This is a genomic window from Acidobacteriota bacterium, from assembly GCA_029861955.1.
Taxonomy (GTDB): domain Bacteria; phylum Acidobacteriota; class Polarisedimenticolia; order Polarisedimenticolales; family Polarisedimenticolaceae; genus JAOTYK01.
On record JAOTYK010000024.1, the window covers coordinates 16,721 to 36,424 of the forward strand.

At 62.3% G+C, this 19,704-nt stretch carries 13 protein-coding genes; 9 read left to right on the forward strand and 4 right to left on the reverse strand.

Annotation, left to right across the window (positions count from 1 at the left end; translation table 11 throughout):
• Positions 1–5 precede the first annotated feature (5 nt).
• Entirely contained in the window at positions 6–173 is a 168-nt protein-coding gene (locus OES25_12390; GenBank protein MDH3628434.1) for an Arc family DNA-binding protein, read from the forward strand.
• A gap of 9 nt (positions 174–182) precedes the next feature.
• Here OES25_12390 and OES25_12395 read toward each other — a convergent pair whose 3' ends face one another.
• Positions 183–590 (reverse strand): energy transducer TonB, encoded by a 408-nt coding sequence (locus tag OES25_12395; GenBank protein MDH3628435.1) that lies wholly within the window; start codon positions 588–590, stop codon positions 183–185.
• 72 nt (positions 591–662) lie between these two features.
• Here OES25_12395 and OES25_12400 point away from each other — a divergent pair, with 72 nt between their 5' ends.
• Entirely contained in the window at positions 663–1,904 is a 1,242-nt protein-coding gene (locus tag OES25_12400; protein ID MDH3628436.1) for a hypothetical protein, read from the forward strand.
• On the opposite strand, the gene OES25_12405 is transcribed toward OES25_12400, so the two are convergent.
• Entirely contained in the window at positions 1,859–2,362 is a 504-nt protein-coding gene (locus tag OES25_12405) for a DUF615 domain-containing protein (GenBank protein MDH3628437.1), read from the reverse strand. The two genes, OES25_12400 and OES25_12405, sit on opposite strands and share 46 nt — an antisense overlap.
• 70 nt (positions 2,363–2,432) lie before the next feature.
• Here OES25_12405 and OES25_12410 point away from each other — a divergent pair, with 70 nt between their 5' ends.
• From OES25_12410 to OES25_12420, 3 genes are all read left to right on the forward strand, one after another.
• Positions 2,433–5,066, forward strand: coding sequence for a serine/threonine-protein kinase (locus OES25_12410; protein ID MDH3628438.1), 2,634 nt, complete (start codon positions 2,433–2,435; stop codon positions 5,064–5,066).
• Positions 5,063–5,905 carry a sugar nucleotide-binding protein gene (locus tag OES25_12415; protein ID MDH3628439.1) on the forward strand — a complete coding sequence of 281 codons (843 nt, stop codon included), beginning with the start codon at positions 5,063–5,065 and terminating at the stop codon, positions 5,903–5,905. Before OES25_12410 ends, OES25_12415 begins: the two co-directional genes overlap by 4 nt.
• Before the next feature lie 113 nt (positions 5,906–6,018).
• On the forward strand, positions 6,019–8,766 hold the full coding sequence (locus OES25_12420) for a serine/threonine-protein kinase (protein ID MDH3628440.1): 2,748 nt from the start codon (positions 6,019–6,021) through the stop codon (positions 8,764–8,766).
• 11 nt (positions 8,767–8,777) lie between these two features.
• On the opposite strand, the gene OES25_12425 is transcribed toward OES25_12420, so the two are convergent.
• Entirely contained in the window at positions 8,778–11,489 is a 2,712-nt protein-coding gene (locus OES25_12425; GenBank protein ID MDH3628441.1) for a protein kinase, read from the reverse strand.
• 9 nt (positions 11,490–11,498) lie between these two features.
• Positions 11,499–12,269: a SpoIIE family protein phosphatase gene (locus tag OES25_12430; protein MDH3628442.1), complete on the reverse strand. Its 771-nt coding sequence runs from the start codon at positions 12,267–12,269 to the stop codon at positions 11,499–11,501.
• 64 nt (positions 12,270–12,333) lie between these two features.
• Here OES25_12430 and OES25_12435 point away from each other — a divergent pair, with 64 nt between their 5' ends.
• From OES25_12435 to OES25_12450, 4 genes are all read left to right on the forward strand, one after another.
• Positions 12,334–13,497 (forward strand): isocitrate/isopropylmalate family dehydrogenase, encoded by a 1,164-nt coding sequence (locus tag OES25_12435; protein ID MDH3628443.1) that lies wholly within the window; start codon positions 12,334–12,336, stop codon positions 13,495–13,497.
• On the forward strand, positions 13,487–14,770 hold the full coding sequence (locus OES25_12440; protein ID MDH3628444.1) for a SpoIIE family protein phosphatase: 1,284 nt from the start codon (positions 13,487–13,489) through the stop codon (positions 14,768–14,770). Before OES25_12435 ends, OES25_12440 begins: the two co-directional genes overlap by 11 nt.
• A gap of 82 nt (positions 14,771–14,852) precedes the next feature.
• Complete coding sequence (locus tag OES25_12445) at positions 14,853–17,621, forward strand: hypothetical protein (protein MDH3628445.1); 2,769 nt, start codon at positions 14,853–14,855, stop codon at positions 17,619–17,621.
• A 16-nt stretch (positions 17,622–17,637) separates the two neighbouring features.
• The gene (locus OES25_12450) at positions 17,638–19,698 is read left to right on the forward strand and encodes a hypothetical protein (GenBank protein ID MDH3628446.1); all 2,061 of its coding nucleotides are present in this window, start codon (positions 17,638–17,640) and stop codon (positions 19,696–19,698) included.
• Positions 19,699–19,704: the final 6 nt, after the last annotated feature.

Genomic DNA, 19,704 nt, shown 5'->3' on the forward strand with positions numbered 1-19,704 from the left:
CACCCATGGTAACTCGCGAATCGTTCCTGTTGAGGACTTCTCCGGAGGTCCTCAACGCGTTGCGTCGTTGGGCCCGGGACGAGTTGCGTAGCGTCAACAGTCAGGTGGAATACCTGCTGCGTGCGGCATTGAAGGACGCCGGGCGTCTGCCGCCGCCGGACGACGAGTCGTAGCCAACGACGTCAGTTGAGCGTGAAATCGACCTGCACGGTGACGACGACGGCGACATTGTCGCCATTCCGTGTCGCCGGGTCATAACGCCACTGCATCACCGCGGCGATGGCCGCGTCTTCAAACTCCAAGCCCTCCGGATCGACGGTCAGCGGCAGCAGGCTGCACACCGCGCCACGATCCGATACGACTCCCGTCAAAAGGACGGTTCCCTCGATCATCGCGACCCGGGCGGCCTCGGGATACTCGGGTGCCACCTCGCTCGATTGGATCAGGGTCGCGTTGGTGTCGACCTCCGTCGGCGAGAACACAACGAGCGCGGGGCAGCCGGTGGTTCCGAGCAGCGGGTCGCTGCTGCTGGGACAACCGACCGCGAGTAGAAGTAACGGAATCGATAGCAAGGCACGGGATAGACGCATCGGTTCTCTCCACTGGCGTCGGCGGGTCACTTTCGTTCCCTATTGTCCGGCTCTGTACGGCATCATAACCTCATGAAGGCACAAACAGAATCGTTCCTCCGATTGCAGGGAACCGTCGGCGCCAACAAGGTCATGGAGTCCGAGCTGTTACGGCTGGTCATGCGGTCGCCCTTCAAGGTTCGCGTGCCGAAGCCGACCCGCCAGGGATCGACGGCGCTGCGCTATCCCTTCGACCCGTCGGTTGCCTGGGTCGCCGCCTGCTATCACCGCAGCTCATCGCGGATCGGTTGGGAGCTTGCGTCGTCGCCGGCCGTCCGGCTGGAACCCCTTGTCGCCGACCTGGTTCCGCTGTTGGCCGTAGACGACCGTCTTCCGAAGGGCCGATCGGTCAGCATCTCGGTCGAGGTCAAGGGCGCCGAGGACTTCGAGTCCTCGCCTCTGCAGTTGCGCGGCGCGATCAAGAGCGCGTTCGAACAGGCGATGCAGAAGCGTGGCGGGTACGCGGAGGTGCAGCCGAGCGGTGCGGAGATGCAGATCCTCGTGCGTCGCGCCGGTCTGGATGACGAGCGGATGACCTACGTCATCCTCGACCTGGGCGGCGGCCCACGTCATCGACGCGGGCAACGGGTGGCCCAGGGACCGGCGCCGATGCGCGAGACCCTGGCTGCGCAGCTGATCCTTCTGTCGAAGTGGATGCCCCAGGCCGAGCCTCTGGTCGATCCGATGGCCGGGAGTGGCACCATCGCGGTCGAGGCGGCGTTGCTTGCGAGAGGCTTCGCGGTTCGGAAGCCCGAGGACCTGCCGGCGTTCGGAATGTCGGTCTTCGGCGGCTTCCCGTCCCAGTCGCCGCCGCTCTATCCGGATACACGGCCCTTCATCCTGGCCTCCGATATCAACGAGGAGTGCATCGGCTGGATGATCGGGAATCTGCGGGTGTCGGGACTGACGGGGCGGGCGGTCGACAAGTCGATCGTGGTGCATTCGATTGACGCGATGCGATTGACGCCGGAGCGAGTCGCAAGCTATCTCCCCGACGCACCGGCCGGTGTCGGAGTGTTTGCCACGAATCCGCCGTACGGGCACCGGCTACAGACGCGGGAGAGTGAGTTGCTCGCTCTCTATCGCAACCTCGGGCGAACCCTGAAACGTTTCGACGGCTGGCGCGCCGCGTTCATCGTCGCCAACGAGGGATTCCGGGAAGCCTTCAACGCACGGCCCTCCATGGCCAAGCCGACGTCTTCCGCAGGGCTTCGGGGAGAGTTCCTGGTCTACGACCTGGGGGGACGATCCGCCTCGGTCCAGCGTCGGAGGTAGCGGAACAGCTGGCGCGCCGATTTCGGTGGCTTGCCGAGGTCTCGTTCCTTGAGGGCGTTGCGAACGAGTTGGCGCAGTTGAGACCGGTCGCAGTCCGGGTAGTCCTCGAAGAACTCCGCTAACGATTTCTGATCCTGATCGAGCAGGCGATCACGCCACTGCTCGGCCTCATGCAATGCAGCCACCTTGTCTGCGTGGGGTTTGAGTTGACCCTCTAGCGCGGTCCGCAGAACGTCGGCATCCTCATGAGACAGCAACGATGTGAGGTAGCGGAACTGACGCTGCAGCGCATTACGGGTCAGCCCCTTCGTCGCGAGGATGACGTCGCGGGTTTCCTCGGACAGCGGAAGGGCCCGCACCTGACCCTCGGACAGATCAACGAGTTCCTTCCCCAACGCCTTCAGGTCGCGAAACTCCCGCTTGATCTGCGATCGGCTCTTGTCGTCGGATTGCGTCATGGGATCTCTTGCTGTGGGACGGGCAGCGTGCCGCGACACCCATCGCGAAGTCGATTATAGTGGCGGACCCATGACGATCGAAGCCGGCCAGACACTATTGCATTTCCGCCTCGTCGAGAAGATCGGCGAGGGAGGGATGGGTGTGGTCTGGAAGGCGACGGATACCTCTCTCGAGCGGGACGTGGCGATCAAGATCCTACCGGCCCAATTCTCCTCGGAGCCGGAGCGACTGGCGCGGTTCGAGCGTGAGGCACGAGTCCTGGCCTCCCTGAACCACCCTCACATCGCGGGGGTCTACGGTCTACACGAGGCGGACGGGCATCGGTTCATCGCCATGGAGTTCATCCCCGGTGAGGATCTGGCCGACGCCATGAATCGTGGTCGTCTTCCGGCCGAGCGGGTCTTGCAGATCATGCGGGAGGTGGCCGAGGCCCTGGAGGTCGCCCACGAGAGCGGCGTCATCCATCGCGACCTCAAACCGGCCAACGTACGGTTGAACCCGGAAGGCAAGGCCAAGGTTCTCGACTTCGGCCTGGCCAAGGCCTACGACCCGGCGACCGCCAGCGACCCGATGACCTCGCAGACGATGACCTCCGCAGGCACCGTCGCCGGACTGATCCTCGGCACGGCGTCGTACATGTCCCCGGAGCAGGCGTCCGGCCAACCGACCGATCGACGGGCGGACATCTGGTCGTTCGGAGTGATGCTCCACGAGATGTTGTCGGGGAAGCGCCTGTTCGAGGGGGAGACGGTCTCCCATACGTTGGCCGACGTGCTGCGTGCACCGATCTCGATGGACGACATCCCTGCCGATGTTCCTCCGTCCATGAGCAGCCTGGTCGATCGTTGCCTGACCCGGGACAAGATGCGCAGGCTAAGGGACATCGGCGAGGCACGGATCGCCATCGAGAACACGATCGCCAATCCCGACGGGCCGGTGGAGTCGGTGCGGCACGACGCCCGGAAGGCGTCTCGACTACCGTGGATCGTGGCCGGCCTGGCGTTGCTTGTCGCCGTCGTGGCGATCGGATTCTCTTTGTTCGGATCGGGCAGCGACCCATCGACACAACTCACACGACGCTTCACGCTCGAGGTCCCCAACACCGGCAGTACGCGCCAGGGCGCGGGCAGAGCGATTGCCGTCTCTCCCGATGGCACGCGGGTCCTCACGCTCGGTGGGGCCGGCGCCGATGACATGTTGTACATGCGTCAGATCGATGCGTTCGATGCCAGGCCGGTCGAAGGGACGGTGGGTGGAGGAATCCCGCTGTTCTCGCCGGATGGACAGTGGATCGGATTTCGCGATACGGATCGCTTCGCGAAGATCCGGACCACAGGCGGGCCCGCCATCCACATCGGAACGGCCCCCGCGGCGATGGACGGCGTGACATGGGGCAGCGACGACCATCTATATTTCAGCTATCAGGGAGAGCTCTTCCGAATGTCGGCGACGGGGACCGAACCGGCCGAGCAGATCAGCCGCAAGGAGGATCAGAAGATCGGGCTCATGTTCCCTTCCCTGATCCCAGACACCGGGACCGTCCTATGTAGCACGCGGGACGAAGGAAACTCCGTCAGCCGACTCGTGGCGCTGGACATCGCCACCAAGCAGCTGACGGATCTCGAGATGGGTGGCACGAATCCCCGCTACCTACCGACGGGCAAGATCCTCTTCGTTCAGCGTGAGACCATCGTTGTCGCTCCATTCGATCCGGATCGACTGGAGATTACGGGTCCGCCGGCGCCCGTGCTCCCACGTGCGTGGGTCGACGAGGGTCAGATGCAGCTGGACATCTCCAGCGAAGGCAGCGTCGTCTACCTGCCGATCTCTCAGTCCCAGAATCAGTCGCTGATGAGTGTCGACCTCAGCGGCCAGGTGACGCCACTGTTCACGGACGGATTGCCGTTCAAGAACTTCAATGACCTCCGTCTATCCCGAGACGGTCGGAGTATCGCCGTTTCCGTCGAGGGAAATGCCATCTGGATGGTCGACCTGGACACCCAGACACCGACCAAGTTGTCCGAGAGTGGGTTCTACCCCCTGTGGAGCCCGGATGGCAGCGAGCTGATCTACGGAAGCGCCCGGTCCGATTCGTTCAACATCTACCGACGTCCCGTAGATCTCAGTCGGCCCGAGGAGATTCTGCTGGACGTGGAGAACAATCTTCGTTCTGCGGATTGGACCCGTCAGGGTGCCCTGGTCGTCCGCGAGCAGATTCCCGAGAAGGGGATGGATCTGCACTACGTCGAGGACGTCGATCAGCCGTCGATGGTCAGTCTCATGGACGGCGACGATGACGAACTGGCGCCGATCGTCTCGTACGATGGGCAATGGTTGGCCTACGTTTCGGACTACTCCGGTACCGACGAGATCTACGTGACCTCCTTTCCCGATACCGGTGCTCGCCACCGCATTTCTACAAAGGGCGGGACAAGTCCCACGTGGGCTCCCGACGGCAAGACGGTCTACTACCTGGAGGGTGCGACGATGGTCGCCGTGTCGCTCGAGTTCGCCCCACGCTTCCGGGTCACCGGCCGGGAGCCGCTGTTTGACGGCGCATGGGTTCAGTACCGCTGGTCCCGGCAGTACGACATCCATCCGGACGGCGACCGCTTCCTGATGGTCCTCAATCCCCCCCGTGGCAACGTCGAGGTCATCACCAACTGGTTCCAGGAGCTGGACGCGTTGGCAAGAACGAATTGATCCTCCTCGGTGGAACGTCGCAGCTCGGCTACTCCATCGTGCGACGGTTTGGTCTTGATACGCTGACGCCGTTTTGTAGCGAGTACAGTCGTTACGAAGAGTGCCAGACCTGGCCACGGGTCAATCTGGACGACGCCGATGGGCTTCGTCGCGTGATCGATGAGTGGCAGCCGAAACTGCTTCTTCACTGCGCCGGCATCTGCGACGTCGAGAAGTGCGAGAAGGAGCCTGAGTTCGCGCGGGCGGTCAACGTCAAGAGCATGGACGTCTTGCTGAACTCACTGCCCGATTCGACGCGACTGGTCTACTGCTCTAGCGATCACGTCTTCGGTGGGGATCGTGGTCCGTATTGCGAGAGCGATCCGACTCATCCGATTTCGATCTATGGGCAGACGCGATGTGAGGCGGAGGAGAAACTCCTTCGCCGGCGACCGAGTTCGTTGATCATCCGCCACGGCCTGGGAATCGGCCCTTCGATCAGCGGCCGAACCGGCCATCTGGATTGGTTGCGTTATCGCACGCAGAACCGACTACCGATAACGGTGATCTCCGACGAGGTTCGCAGCGCGGTATGGGCAGCGGATCTGGCGGAGCGTGTCTGGAGTCTCGCCGATTCCGACATCACGGGAATTCGCCACGTGACAGCGACGACGTCTGGAACCCGCGTGGAGCTGGCACAGTTCCTGAGTCACGAGTACGACATCGGTGCGACTCTGAACATCGCTTCACGACATCAGCAGGCGTTCCCACACATCGGAGATGTCGAGTTGGCGACGGAGTTTCTCGATCCGCTTTATAGACCCCTGGAAGCGGTTAGTTCTCGAACAACCGTTCCCTGAAAACCGGACGCCCGGGCAGAGAGGCGCGGAACGCCCGCCCCCCCTAACTTTCGTTCTCTTCACCGAGGATTCGTTTGCGGGTATCCTTGGCTCCGCGAAAAGAGGGGATCCCATTGCAAGCCAAACCGGACCAGATGCTGGGTCACTATCGTCTTGTTGAGAAACTCGGCGAGGGTGGGATGGGTGTGGTCTGGCGTGCTGTCGACACGACCCTCGATCGCGAGGTCGCGATCAAGATCCTGCCCGAGACCCTTCAGCAACATCCCGAGCGATTGGAGCGATTCGAGCGCGAGGCCAAGGTGTTGGCCTCGTTGCATCACCCGAACATCGCGGTGATCCATGGACTGCATCAGACCAACGGTGTTCACTATCTGGCGATGGAGCTCGTCGATGGCGACGACCTCTCCACCCGTCTCGCCGCCGGCCCACTGCCGATGCTTGATGCGCTGAAGCTCTGCGCGCAGGTCGCCAGAGCGCTACAGTCGGCCCACGATCGCAACATCGTTCATCGCGACCTGAAGCCGGCTAACATCGTGTTAACGAAGTCGGGCGAGGCCAAGGTCCTGGACTTCGGGTTGGCCAAGGTGCTCGACCCGGAGAATTCGATCGAGAGCGACGAAACTTCATCGCCCACCGTGACCACTGGTGGCACCGTCGCCGGAATGATCCTGGGGACCCCGGCTTACATGAGCCCCGAGCAGGCGAGAGGCAAGGCGACGGATCGTCGTACCGACATCTGGTCCTTCGGTTGTGTGCTACACGAGTGCTTGACCGGTGTCTCGGAGTTCCGTGGTGACACGATGTCCGATTCGATCGGAGCGATCCTGCACAAGGATCCGGACTGGGGAGTGTTGCCGGTCGATCTTCCGGTCACTGTGCACTGGTTGCTGCGCCGCTGCCTGACGAAGGATCGGGACAACCGACTACATGACATCGCCGATGCCCGCATCGAGTTGGAGCAGGCGATCGTCGACCCCGAAGGGGTCGTCGTGGGTGCAGCCGCGGCGGACCGACCGGCAGAGCCGGCGGGGCGACGCTGGCTTCGTGGCGTCGCCATCGTCGGACTGATCGCGCTGGCGGCGACAATTGGCTGGTGGCTCAAGCCGGCTCCGGATGGAACTGTCGAGCCGCTGGGGTTGTCGCTTCAGTTGAACGAACCGCAGACGCGGAACGTGCAATTCTCGTTCTCGCCGGACGGATCCTCGATCGTCTACCGAGCGATGGGCAAGGATGCCGGGAACGGCGGTGTTGCGACCTCCCGTCTCTGGCTACGACGCCTCGACTCGTTTGTCGCGGCACCGATTCCGGGAACCGAGAACGCCGACGTTCCGAAGTTCTCACCGAACGGGGGACAGATCAGCTTTCTCGTCGAGCCCGATGGAGCGGACGATCATCGGGCGGATCTTCGTGTCGTCGGTCTTGACGGTCGTCCACCACTGACGATCGCGATGAACGTACTCGATCACGGGGCGACAAGTTGGGTCACCGAGGATCGAATCGTCTACGTCGATTATCTTGACGAACACCGTCTTCTCTCGGTCTCATCGGGCGGAGGTGAGCCCACAGTTTTTGCGGAGATTTCCGAGAACGGGCAATTCAGTGTATTTCAGTTTGAAGTGATCGATGGTGGAAGGTGGATACTTGATTCCAGCTTCATCGACGGTCAGCGGGCGATCCTACTCGTCGACACGAGGGACGGCACCGAGCATACGCTCCTGAAGAACGCCTACAGTGCACAGGTACTTGACAGTCGGCAATTGCTGTTCTTGCGCGGCAAGACCCTGTTGTCGGCTCAGCTCGATCTGTCCCAGACACCTCCGGCATTGACGGGAGATATCGTGACCGTGTTGGGGGGCGGCTCCAACCCTGACGATGAGATCCGGTGGATGCGTGCCTCACGGGCCGGGCATCTTGCGTTCGTGACCGGTGCCGGTGCAGGATCGGACAACAGGTTGATGACCATCGATCAAGACGGGGTGGTCGAGCCTTTGATCGAGGCCCGTGGTGCGTACATGACACCCGTCCGGTTCTCGCAGGACGGCCAGCGGTTGCTGGTCTCGATGTCTGCCGACGAGTCGCCATCGGAGCTGTGGTTGGTGGAACTGGACACCGGGTCCAGCCGTCCGATCGCATCGGACCAGTTCGTAACGTTCGGGGGGGCATGGCTGTCAGAGCAGCAGTTTGCATTCACTTCCTGGCAATCGATAGAGGACGGAGAGATCTTGACCCGTGAGTTGCGGCGGGACTCCAAGCCCCGCCCGCTGTTCGACGAGTGGCCGCAGGATCTCGTTCTTCACAGCGGCGACATCGACTTCGACGGCAGGTACGCCCTGTTTGACGTCAGGAGTTCTGGTTCCACGCAGTCGGACATCTGGATCGGCGCCGTAGATGGTTCTTCCGAGATTCGGCCCCTGATCGCCACCGTGGCCAGCGAGTCCCGCGGCGCAGTATCACCGAATCGCCGTTGGATTTCCTACGTATCGAACGAGAGCGGTCGGCCGGAGATCTACGCGCGGTCGTACTCCCTCGAAGGTGGGGTGGGCGAAACGGTGATCAAAGTCTCACGCAGTGGTGGAGTGAACCCGTTCTGGAGTGCCGACGGTAAGCAGTTGTTCTTTTTCGACCGGCCCCGAAAGAAATTGTTAGCAGCGACGTTGGACAATGACAGCGGACGGTATTCAACCCCCGACGTTCGGATCGAATCCGTCGAAGACCTTCAGTTGTCCGAGTTGTTCTCTGAGCAATCGTTCGTACCGGTTCCCGGCAGTGATCGATTGGCGTTCGTTCAACGTCCGGAGTCACAGCAGGCCACCGATCGGATCGAGGTCGTGCTCAACTGGGAGCAGCTACTCGATCGGTAAGCCTCGAAGACCTACTCACCGCTCAATAGCGAGTCGCCGAAGATCTTTCGTCCCGCCAGCGCCGCGTAAAATGCCCAGAGCGCAATAGCGACCCAGATCGCCAGCGGCAGTACTGCTGCTCCGGCGTACCAACGGGATGTGTCCAGGCTTACAGGAAATGTGGAGAGCATGAATACCGACATCATGGCGATTCCTGCCACCAGGCCGATCCGCAGCATCAGCAGAGAGAGGGTCGCCATCAACGTCATCATCGCAAGGACCGCCCACACCAGTAGAGATGGCGGAGTGCCGTCCGGCATGCTCACGATCGGACCGATCACAAAGAGAATCATCAGAGCGGAGACGGCGGCCCAGTCACGTCGCAAGAGTAGGCGGAACAGCAACAGCACGACGAGAAGGAGCATGGGCATGAAGATGCTGGTCTGGCTCTCGCCTATGATCGTGCCAAGGCTGTCTCCTGCGCCAAGCATGCCCTCGTTCGGTAGGTTAGTCGTCGGTGGAAACGGTGAGCCACCGGTCCAACTGGCGACGAGCGTGTTCAGATACGATGCCGAACCAAGAACACCGCCGACGGCCATGCCGATGAGGACTTCTCGGCCCAGTAGTGGATCTCGAAAGCGGCCAAGCAGAAGTCGTGACCAACTGACGAGCGTGCGAGGCCAGAGTTTTCGAACGTAGGGCTCGAGTGCCATATAAACTACAAACGAGATCGACGCGTGAAGAAGCGCATGCGCGAGGGGTCGCCCAAACACAAAGCCGAAAAATAGGTCCCCGAGATCAAGCGTGTTGAGTCGAACGCCGAGGGCAAGCCAACTTGCCAGCATTACAGCGATGACGAAGAAAAAGAGTCGCAACGCACCACGAACGTCACTTCTCCCGCTCTTGATATTGCGACGGGCCAGAAAAATCGCCGACCCGATCACACCGGCAAAGACAAACCCGAAGAAAACGCTGCCGCCGTTGGACGAATCGTTGTCATCGTCCGGTGTTTCGTAGGCTGTTCGCTCCCACGGTTGGATGACGCGAAAGTGGGTCACTAGACTGCCGTAGGCGCCGACTTGAATGACCGCGCTGTCGTTACCGTCGATCTCCCACGCGATCCGCCGAGTTGTCGGCACGGTGGGTGCGAAGAGAGGTTCGATCTCGGTCAGTTCGGATGCGTCCCATCCGGCCAGCTTCAGCACGGAGGTCCAATCATCCTCCTCATCACTCATCGCCTTCGCGTTCTCTGGAGGTAACGCTTCGAGATGATGGAGTCGTCCGGTTGTATCGAGTTGCATCGCGATCTCGGAGGATTCCGACAACGGTGGATCGAACTCGGTGACCTGGTAGGCATGGACGTTGCTAGGCTTGAGCGGCGATGGGGCCCGTCGGTACCAGAAGACGATTCCCGGAGGGCGCGCGTCTCGCAGATCGTCCCAGTGATCCGCCGTAGGCTCTGACTCAGTAATCTCCCTTATGTAGTCCCGACGGACACGGAATCCACTCTCCAGATAATCCGGCAGCTCGACGTGACCCAGCGCTACTAACGCGTCTTCCGCTTTTCCCTTCAGCTCCTGACCTGAGAGCTCCATCGGGACCAGATTGAGTATCGATGCCTTGTCGATGACCAAGGTGCGGCCGACCAGTCCAAGCAGCACGATTCCCAGAAGAATGAGCGCGTTCCGTGGGCTGAGCCCTCCTTCGACGCCGGCATCGGCCACCATCTCCGGTGAAGGGGTCTCGCCGGCAGCCAGCGCAGCCGCCAACGGGTCGCCACCCGGCAGTGCCGCCGAGACCGCCAGCGCCGAACCGGGGCGTTGGGTGGGGTCTCGCTCGAGACAACGGAGGATCACCCGTTCGACCGCGTCGTCCACGTCGCTGACGTGGTTGGCGGGGGAGGTTGGCATCGTCTCCTGTTGTGCCTTCGCGATCTCGTGCGGTGTCTTGCCGCTGAAGGCTTTCTTGCCGGTCACCAGTTCGTAGAGCACCAGCCCCAGCGCGTAAATATCGCTTCGCGCCGAGACTCCCTTTCCGGAGAGTTGTTCGGGTGCCATGTAGGCGGGGGTGCCCCAGCGGATCTCGTCGCCGGTGAAACTGTCGGTTAGACCCGCAAGCCCGAAGTCGGTCAGCTTCACCCGGCCGCGACCGTCGATCATCACGTTGGCCGGTTTCAGATCACGATGCAGGATGCCCTGCTCATGGGCGGCTGCCAGCCCGGCGCAGATCTGTCGTGCGGTCTGCAGCCCCTTCTCTTTTGGTAACCGTCCGATACGTCGAAGCAGTGAGGCGAGGTCCTCGCCATCGACATACTCCATCGAGATGAACGGTAACCCGTCCAGCTCGCCGATGTCGTAGACGGCACAGACGTTGGGATGGGAGACCTGACGCGCCATCCGCACTTCCGTGAACAGGCGGGTCATCTTCGTGGAGCCCGGTTCCAGGGACGCCGGCAGGAATTTCAGGGCGACGGTCTGTCCCAGCTTCAGGTCGTCGGCGCGATAGACCTCGCCCATGCCACCCTTGCCGAGCAACGCGACGATCCGGTAGCGATCCTCGAGGACCGTACCCGGCACGAAGCGTCCCTGATCGAACGAACCGGTCGCGAAGGACTGGGAAGGGGAGTCGTCCTTGAGGCTGGTCTGGGTCGGATTGTCCTCCGACCCATCCACACGACAGCCGCAGCTACCACAGAAGGACTGGTCCGTTTGGATGTTGGTCGAGCACGAGGGACAACGAGTCATCACCATAGTCTAGTGCTCCGGTTCGGGTTCGTCGTCATGATTTCCGACCGAGATGACGATCGCCGTCGTGTCCTCCCGACTACCGTTCAGCCGCGCCTGTCCAACCAGCTGTCGGGCGGCCTCGGCAGTAGGTGGGAACTCCGGCGCCGTCAGTGCTGCCGCCGGTGTGGCGGATTGCCAGACGCCCCGGGTGACGAGGATCAGTTTCTCGCCCGGCTTGAGCGTCATGGCGCCGGTTTCGATCTCAAGCCCCGGCCCTTGCCCGATCGCCCGATCCAGGACCCGACCCTTGGCGTGGTCCTCGGTAAGACACTGCCAGCGGCCGTCTACAAGATGGTAGAGGCGGGTGTCGCCGACATGCGCCCATCCCGCGACGGCCGCCTCACCCCGGGGATCTTCCCAGAGCCAAACCGCGGTCACCGAACAGCGCGCCCCGATACGCTGATGGCAGCGGTCGTTGGCATCGTGCAATCGATGAAGCATGAGGTCCGGCCGCAATTCGGCCCGTCGCGGGTCATCCAGGATCTCGAGCAACGACGTGCGAGTCTCCCGGGACGCGGAGCGGGTGACACCAGGCGTCGTCTCGCCATCGACCACGGCGAACAGGTACCCGGCGGCCGCTTGCTCCGCCGCGTCCGTGCCCGGAGCGGCAAACAGGGACTGGTCTTCGTTGCGACTCCGCCCGGCTCCCGCGGCGCTCAGGCTGGCGCAATCCAGCCGGAACCGGTTCCAACTTCGACTCTCACCGGATGTTTGGATCGGACTCTGCGTCGATTTCATGGCCGACCAGTGTACAGGCACGCTATCCTGACTTCTTTCGGAATCCACGTCGTGAGGACCGGTCATGAAGCCGAAGGATCGCTATCAAATCGTTACGTTGCCCGGTGACGGGATTGGCCCCGAGGTCACGCGCGAAGCGCTGCGGGTCTTGATGGCCGGCGCCGAGGCCGTGGGGGTCGGGTTCGATTTTGAGGAGATTCCAGGCGGCGGCGAGTACTACCTCGAGCATGGGCGGGAGTGGCCGGAGGGATCCGAGGCTCGCTGCGATGCAGCCGACGCGATCTTGCTGGGTGCCGTCGGTGCACAACACCCCGAGACCGGGGAGAACGTCTTCACGAAACCGGGCGCACCGTACGAGACCCCGCAGATGGCCGGCTTCGCCCAGGTGATCGGCAACCGTCGTCGCATGGAGCTCTTCTGCAATCTCCGACCGATCAAGCTCTACCCCGGCGTCCCTCACAAGGTCTCGGGTAAGTTCCAGTCGGTCTGGAAACCGGAGAACGTGGATTACGTGGTCTGTCGGGAGAACACCGAGGAGGCCTACACCGGTCGCTCCAGCGATCTGACGGGCGACGACGGTTCGATCGTGGGTCGCATGAGTCCCATCGAGGTCACACGGAAGGGGACCGAGCGGATCTGTCGTTACGCGTTCGAGCTGGCCCGTCGGCGGAAGGCCAGCAAGGGCAAACCGGGCAAGGTGACCTGTGTCGTCAAGTCGAACATCATCGGTGCCCACCGCTACTTCGAAGAGATTTTCCGGGAGCTGGGCGACAAAGAGTTTTCGGATATCGAACAGGACGTCGCCATGTTCGACGCATTCTGCATGTGGCAGATGCGAAACCCGGAGTGGTACGACGTCGTGGTTGCACCCAACCTGGTGGGCGATGTGATCTCGGATAACGGCTCGACCACTCAGGGCGGCATGGGTCTGGCCGCCGGTGGAAATATCGGATTCGACCACGGGATGTTCGAACCGATTCATGGCTCCGCGCCCAAACATGCCGGTAAGGACAAGGTCAATCCGATCGCTGCCGTGCTCTGTGGCGCCATGATGGCGGAGTGGCTCGGCGATCGTTACGGCGACCCACGGCTCGTGACCCTCGCCGAACGGATGGAGGAAGCCGTCGGAGACGTGCTCAAAGACGGGAAGACGCTGACCTACGATCTCGGGGGCAGCACCTCGTGTTCCGGGCTTGGTAAGGCGTTGGCGGAAGCCGTTGCCCGGTAGGGGTTCACCGCTGGGCGCGAAGGCGCTGGAGCGGATCCTGGAGGTCACGCGGGATCTCGCCCGCCCCCTGGACATCGATACGACTCTGGAGCACGTGATCGATGCCGGGCGCTCGATCCTCAATGCCGAGCGCGGGACCGTGTTTCTCTACGATTCGGAGAACGACGAACTGGTCACCCGCGTTGCGACCGGTGCGGACGAGTTTCGTGTTCCGGCCAGCAAGGGAATCGTTGGCGAGTGCGCTCGCACGCGTCAGGTCGTGATCGTCCCGGATTGTTACGCCGATAGCCGATTCAATCCAGAGATCGACCGCAAGACGGGCTACCGGACTCGGTGCCTGATGGCCGTCCCGTTGATCGGTCACGATGATTCTCTCGAGGGTGTCCTCCAGGTGCTAAACAAACGCAAGGGCGTCTTTGGTTCGGAGGATGAACGGATTGCCACGGCTCTGGCCGCACAGTGCGCGGTGGCGCTCCAGCGATCGCGACTGTTGCGGGAGAAGGTCGCCCGCGAGCGGCTCGAGCAAGAGCTGGAAGTGGCGCGGAGCATCCAGCAGCGGGTCTTCCCGCAGTCCATGCCGACGATGGACGACTACGAGGTCTGCGGTTGGGCTCGACCTGCCGATCAGACCGGTGGCGACATCTACGACATCCATCTTCAGGACGACGGCGGATTGATCTTGCTTCTCGGCGATGCCACCGGGCACGGGATCGGTCCTGCGTTGAGTGTCACCCAGGTTCGGGCGATGCTGTGTATGTGTGTTCGATTCGGTGTCGATATCGATCACGCCATGCAGCAGATCAACGACCAGTTGGCGCTGGATCTCTCTTCCAATCGATTCGTGACCGCGTTTCTCGGTCGCCTCGATCGTGATGCGCACAGCGTCGTCTATCACGCGGGAGGGCAGGGACCGTTGCTGCACTACCACGCGCAGGACGATCGCGGGGAATGGCTCACGTCCACGACCCGCCCGTTGGGGATGCTTGGCGATCTGCCCGTCGGGCCTGCCCACTCGATGGAGCTTGCGCCCGGTGACCTCTTGCTACTCTCGACCGATGGCATCTTCGAGCATGAACGCGCCGACGAAGAAGCGTACGGGGAGCAACGGATCCTGGATGTCGTGCGTCGTCATCGTGACAGCCCGTTGGCGTCCCTGATCGGGGCTGTCATCGAGGACGTCGATCGATTCGGCGACGGCGCGCCACAACTTGACGACATGACCGTGGTCGTTTTGCGCCGTCGACTCGCCGAGAAGCCCGAAAAGCGTAACTAATATCGGCGCGTCGTCGTTAAATACACGGGTGAGTACCCGGGTTCGGTTCCATAATCCACTGGTTTTGGCTATATTCATGGGCGTGGGTCGCGCTCATCGTGTCGTCTGGGGGGAAGTCATGCGCACTCGGTTCCTGAGGATCGTTCTCTGTCTCGCGCTTGTCGCCGGAACTCTTCCGCTATCGACTCCCGGTTTCGCCGCAGAGGCGAGGATCGATCTTGACGGCAATCCCGTCAACGGCGCGGAAAGCACGGTGGAAACCAAAGTGCTGCAGAGCTTCCCGGTCATGATCGAGAACATCATCTTCAACAACACACGCGGCAGGGAATTCACGTTCTTCTGGCCCGGCGCGGGGCCCGGTGGCTTCGAGTCGATCCTGACCTCCGGTCCCGACGTGGGGACCAAGTGGCAGTGGACCACCGTCTCTCAGGTGTTCACGGTTCAGAGCCCGGCGACGTTCGTGCAGGAGCGGACCGTCCAGTCCTTCGGTGGCATGCAGGACGGCGTGCAGGCTTCCGGTGGGGCCGAGCGCGAGTTCATGGTTCCCGGCAAATCGATCTTCCCGACGATGGTGACGCTCTCCAGCGCGTCGTTGACGTCGAGCCTGGTCACGTTCTTCAGTCCGGAACAGACGATTGCGACCTGTGAGAGTGACTTCACTCCGGGCCGGTTCGAGCAACGCATCACCAATAACACCGGTGGCGACGTGGAATTCACAGTCGTACAACCCGGCTGTTGTTCCGAGGCGGAAATGACGATCTGCGAGGACGGCTGCCAGTCCTACCTCACGGATGACAACAACTGTGGTGGCTGCGGGATCGAATGTGCATTCGACGAATTCTGCGATGTGGGCGCCTGCGAGCCGATCTGTCCCGGTGCGGGCCAGGAGCTCTGCGGCGAAACCTGTGAAGACACACTGAACGATCCCACCAACTGCGGTGGTTGCGGGATCGAGTGCGCGTACGACGAATTCTGCGACGGCGGCAGCTGCGCTCCGATCTGTCCCGGCGAGGGGCAGGAGCTCTGTAATGACGTTTGCGTCGACACCTTCACGGATGTTGGTAACTGTGGCGCCTGCGGCAACCAGTGTCAGTACGATGAATTCTGCGACGGCGGCAGCTGCGCCCCCATCTGTCCCGGTGACGGGCAGGAGTTCTGTGACGACACCTGTGTCGATACGTACAACGACACCGCCAATTGCGGCGGCTGCGGACTCCAGTGTGCCTTCGATGAATATTGTGATGTCGGGACGTGCACACCGATCTGTCCTCCGGAGTCCCCGACCCTTTTCGGAGAGACCTGCGTCGACCTGCAGAACGATCCGCTGAACTGTGGCTCCTGCGGGAACACCTGTGGAGCGAACGCCGTCTGTTCCGGCGGCGAATGCGAGACCTGTCGCCCCCCGCTTCAGACCAACTGCGATAACGTCTGCGTCAACATCCACAAGGATCCGTTCAACTGCGGTGAGTGTGGATTTGTCTGCGACTTCAGCAATTGCCCGTCCACTGGCACCGGGGCCTGCAGTCAAGGTTCCTCATGCGTCTGCGATACCGCCCGAGCACCAGACGCAGAGCCGATCGTCTTCGAACCCTATCCCACCAGTCCCGTGCCCGTCGTTCGGCCGCGCCCGTCGCTGCCCAGGACCGCCGCGACCGTGCGTCCGACGGTCGAGCGGGAGGGGCGACAGATCGTCGTTCACGAGCCCTCGACCGCGGAGGAACGCCTATCCGTGGGTCGCCCGAAGCGATCCTCGCTGGCCGAACGGCGACGATCGGTGCGGGAGTCGACGCGGGAGGTGACGTCCACAAGTCACGGTGTCTCGGGCGTGATCGAGGCGCCGGTCTGCGGGGTTGCTCCGATCACCCAGGTCGTCGGCGACGGCGAGACGTTCACCCAATGCCAGAGCGGTTCCAACATCGGTATAGAGGTCTTTACCACGGCGACCGTCATGCAGGGCGGAGAAGTCGTAGGTCAGGGGCCGTGCGCGATCATCGTGCCGGCACCGCCGGAGCTGATGGATGACTTCGTCCCGTCGCCTACGACGATCATCGTGCTCGACGAGAGTGGTGACGGACTCCTGCAACCGGGAGAGCAGGCAGATGTGCTGGTAGAAGTGGTGAACGTCGGGCCGATGGCCCTGACGAACGTCGTTGCGACGTTGACCAGTCCGCCGGATACGTTCAACACGCAGCCGATCACGTTGGTCAGCGCCACGGCGGCGTTCCCGGACTTCCCGGCACTGACGGAGCCTGGAGATTGCGACACGCCTCCCGTTCTTTCTCCAACCATGAATACCGTTCCGTTCAGGCTGGTAATGCCGTTGGAGCAAGAGCCGGATGTCGGGCGGGTGTTCAGGGTCGGCTTCCAGGGTCTGACCGACGTGCCGTTCGAAACGGAGATGCCGTTCGTCATCGGCGTCGGTGAGAAGTGCGATCCGGATGTCGATCTGGACGGTGAGACCTACGACGGGTTGAAGGGCTTTCTGAGTCCGGTCAATGCCGATCTCGTGCCGAAGGGTAACCCCGTCAACATCTCCGCGTCTTCCGTGAATCAGGGAAGCAATGTGCCACTCAAGTTGAAGTTGGCGTGTGGCAATTTGACGCTGAATGCGGACGATCTCGAGACCTTCCCGGAGATCGTCGATCTGACGCACGAGACGCTGGGGTCCATGCCGCTGATCAACATCAATGCGGACAACAATTCGAACCCCAACGACCCACAGTTTGTCTGCGGCTCGAATCGTTGCGAGTTCGGTTTGCGGACCGAGAGCTTGGCACCGGGCGACTGGACCATCAGTGTGGAGATGCCCGATACACGAGTCTTCGAGGCCGGAATCACGGTGGTTCCGTAGGGAGGTTGCTATGCGAATGACCTGCAATTCTCTGCGGTGGCTTGCGTTGGGGCTTCTCCTCCTGTCGGCGGGCGGGATCGTCGTCGCCCAGACGATGGCGCCGATCCGGGAGGCCGAGGTCTCCATCCGGACGCGCCCGGTTGGCGGTATTCGGAGCGCGGGGACCCCCGCAATTCTGTTGCCGACCGTGGATCCGCGTCCCTCAGGCGCGTCCGTTCACCGAGGCGCCGGGAGTTCGATCAAGATCTCGGCAGCCACGATGGCGGGGAGTGTCCGCTCGTTCGCCGTCAGTCCGGACGGAGCGACGGCGGTCTATCTCGCGGACCAGGTCACGATCGGACGTGTGGAACTGTATGCCACGCCGGTCGATGGATCGTCGACTCCCATCACACTCAGTACGGGCCTGGTCTTCGGCACCGGAGACGAGGGTGTCTCCACATTCCAGATCAGCCCCGATGGGGCGAACGTGGCATTCCTCGCCGACGCCAACAGCGGCGGCGGTGTCGATGATCTGTACAGCGTGCCGATCGATGGTTCGACTGGCGCCGTGCAGTTGAGCGTCGCCGCGATGGCGCCGGTCACCGGGCTTGGCATCACGCCGGACAGCGCGACCGTCGCCTTCTTCGCGCAGGACATCGCCAGCGGCAGCGGGGCCACGGAGCTTCACGCCGCGTCGATCGGTGTCGCGTCCTCCGCACAACAGATCAGCGACGCGTCTGCCGGCAATGCCAACGGGAACGTCGTCGCGGCGATCTTCAGTCCCGATTCATCGCGGGCGGTCTATGCGGCGGACGCAGGAAGTGACGATGTCTTTCAGTGGTACGGCGTTCCGCTCGGCGCGTCCGGTCCCGGATCCGACACCCAGCTCTCGTCTGCGCTTGGGTCGGTGACACTGGCGGAAGTCAGTCCCGACAACTCTACGGTGGTTTACGTCGGCGATGACAACGTTCTTGGAATTCTGGATGTCTTCTCCGTGCCGATAAGCGGAGGCAGCCCAGTCAAACTCAACCCTGGAATGGCGGGCGACGGCGTCAACACGATTCAGGTTAGCGCCGATGGGACGAAGGTCGGGTATCTCGCAGATCAACAGACCGATGGCGTCAGTGAGGTCCACGCGGCGGCGATCGCCGGCGCTGGATCGGGCACGCGGCTCAACACGCCGCTGCTCGGGACCCAGTACGCCGATGTTCTTACGCTCAGCCCCGACGGTGGGACGGTCGTCTACGAGGCCGATGAGAATACCGTCGGCACGATCGATCTTCTATCAGTGCCGATTGACGGAAGTGCACAGCCGACGACACTCCACGGTCTCGCGATACCACAGAGCGCCGGCTCCTTCGTCGGCCGCGGGACCCCGGTGCTGGGGCGTCGTGCGGTCTATCCGGTCTTCGGTGCGGCCGTCGACCTCTTTAGCGTTCCGATCGATGGAGCGGCCGAGGCGACGCAACTGAACGACGTATTGTCGGCCGGTGACGCGTTGTTCAACGTCTACGTGCCCGCGGTCGCAACCCAATTGGTCGCTTACGGAATCGGCTCCCAGTCCGAAGGCGCGACGCGAGATATCTTCTCAGCGGCTGCCCGAGGAAACCTACCGCGAGAGCAGGTCAACGTGAGTGCGACGAGTGGGGACGTGGGTGTGCTGGGTTATCAGATTACGGCCGACGAAGAGTTTGCCGTCTACGTTCAGGATCAGACAACAAGTGGTAAGCCCGAGCTGTATGCTCATGGGCTGGATTCCGACGACGATGGAACTCCCAATGCCACCGACAACTGCAAGTTCGTCGCGAATCCAGGGCAGAACCCAGTACCGTTCGGGCAGGTCGTGAGATCGACACTTGGAGTCTTTGTCTGGGATCTGACCGCGGATGTGCGGTTTGTCCGTGGATTCTTGGCTTCAGTCAGCACGCTCTCAATCGACGAGACAGGCGTATTAGTCGATGCGGTGTCCTACGACGACGGTTTTGCTCCTGGAGCCGGAGCAGGTCGGTTCTACCTATTCGCCACGGACTGCGACGGTCGGAGCTACCAGACCGTTCCCGGAACCGAGCCTGGCCGTGATCTTGCCGGTCTTCCCTAGATCGAG

Coding starts and splice junctions, on each gene's coding strand:
- OES25_12390 (MDH3628434.1), top strand. CDS start 6: ATGGTAACTCGCGAATCGTTCCTGTTGAGGACTTCTCCGGAGGTCCTC.
- OES25_12395 (MDH3628435.1), bottom strand. CDS start 590: ATGCGTCTATCCCGTGCCTTGCTATCGATTCCGTTACTTCTACTCGCG.
- OES25_12400 (MDH3628436.1), top strand. CDS start 663: ATGAAGGCACAAACAGAATCGTTCCTCCGATTGCAGGGAACCGTCGGC.
- OES25_12405 (MDH3628437.1), bottom strand. CDS start 2,362: ATGACGCAATCCGACGACAAGAGCCGATCGCAGATCAAGCGGGAGTTT.
- OES25_12410 (MDH3628438.1), top strand. CDS start 2,433: ATGACGATCGAAGCCGGCCAGACACTATTGCATTTCCGCCTCGTCGAG.
- OES25_12425 (MDH3628441.1), bottom strand. CDS start 11,489: ATGACTCGTTGTCCCTCGTGCTCGACCAACATCCAAACGGACCAGTCC.
- OES25_12430 (MDH3628442.1), bottom strand. CDS start 12,269: ATGAAATCGACGCAGAGTCCGATCCAAACATCCGGTGAGAGTCGAAGT.
- OES25_12435 (MDH3628443.1), top strand. CDS start 12,334: ATGAAGCCGAAGGATCGCTATCAAATCGTTACGTTGCCCGGTGACGGG.
- OES25_12450 (MDH3628446.1), top strand. CDS start 17,638: ATGACCTGCAATTCTCTGCGGTGGCTTGCGTTGGGGCTTCTCCTCCTG.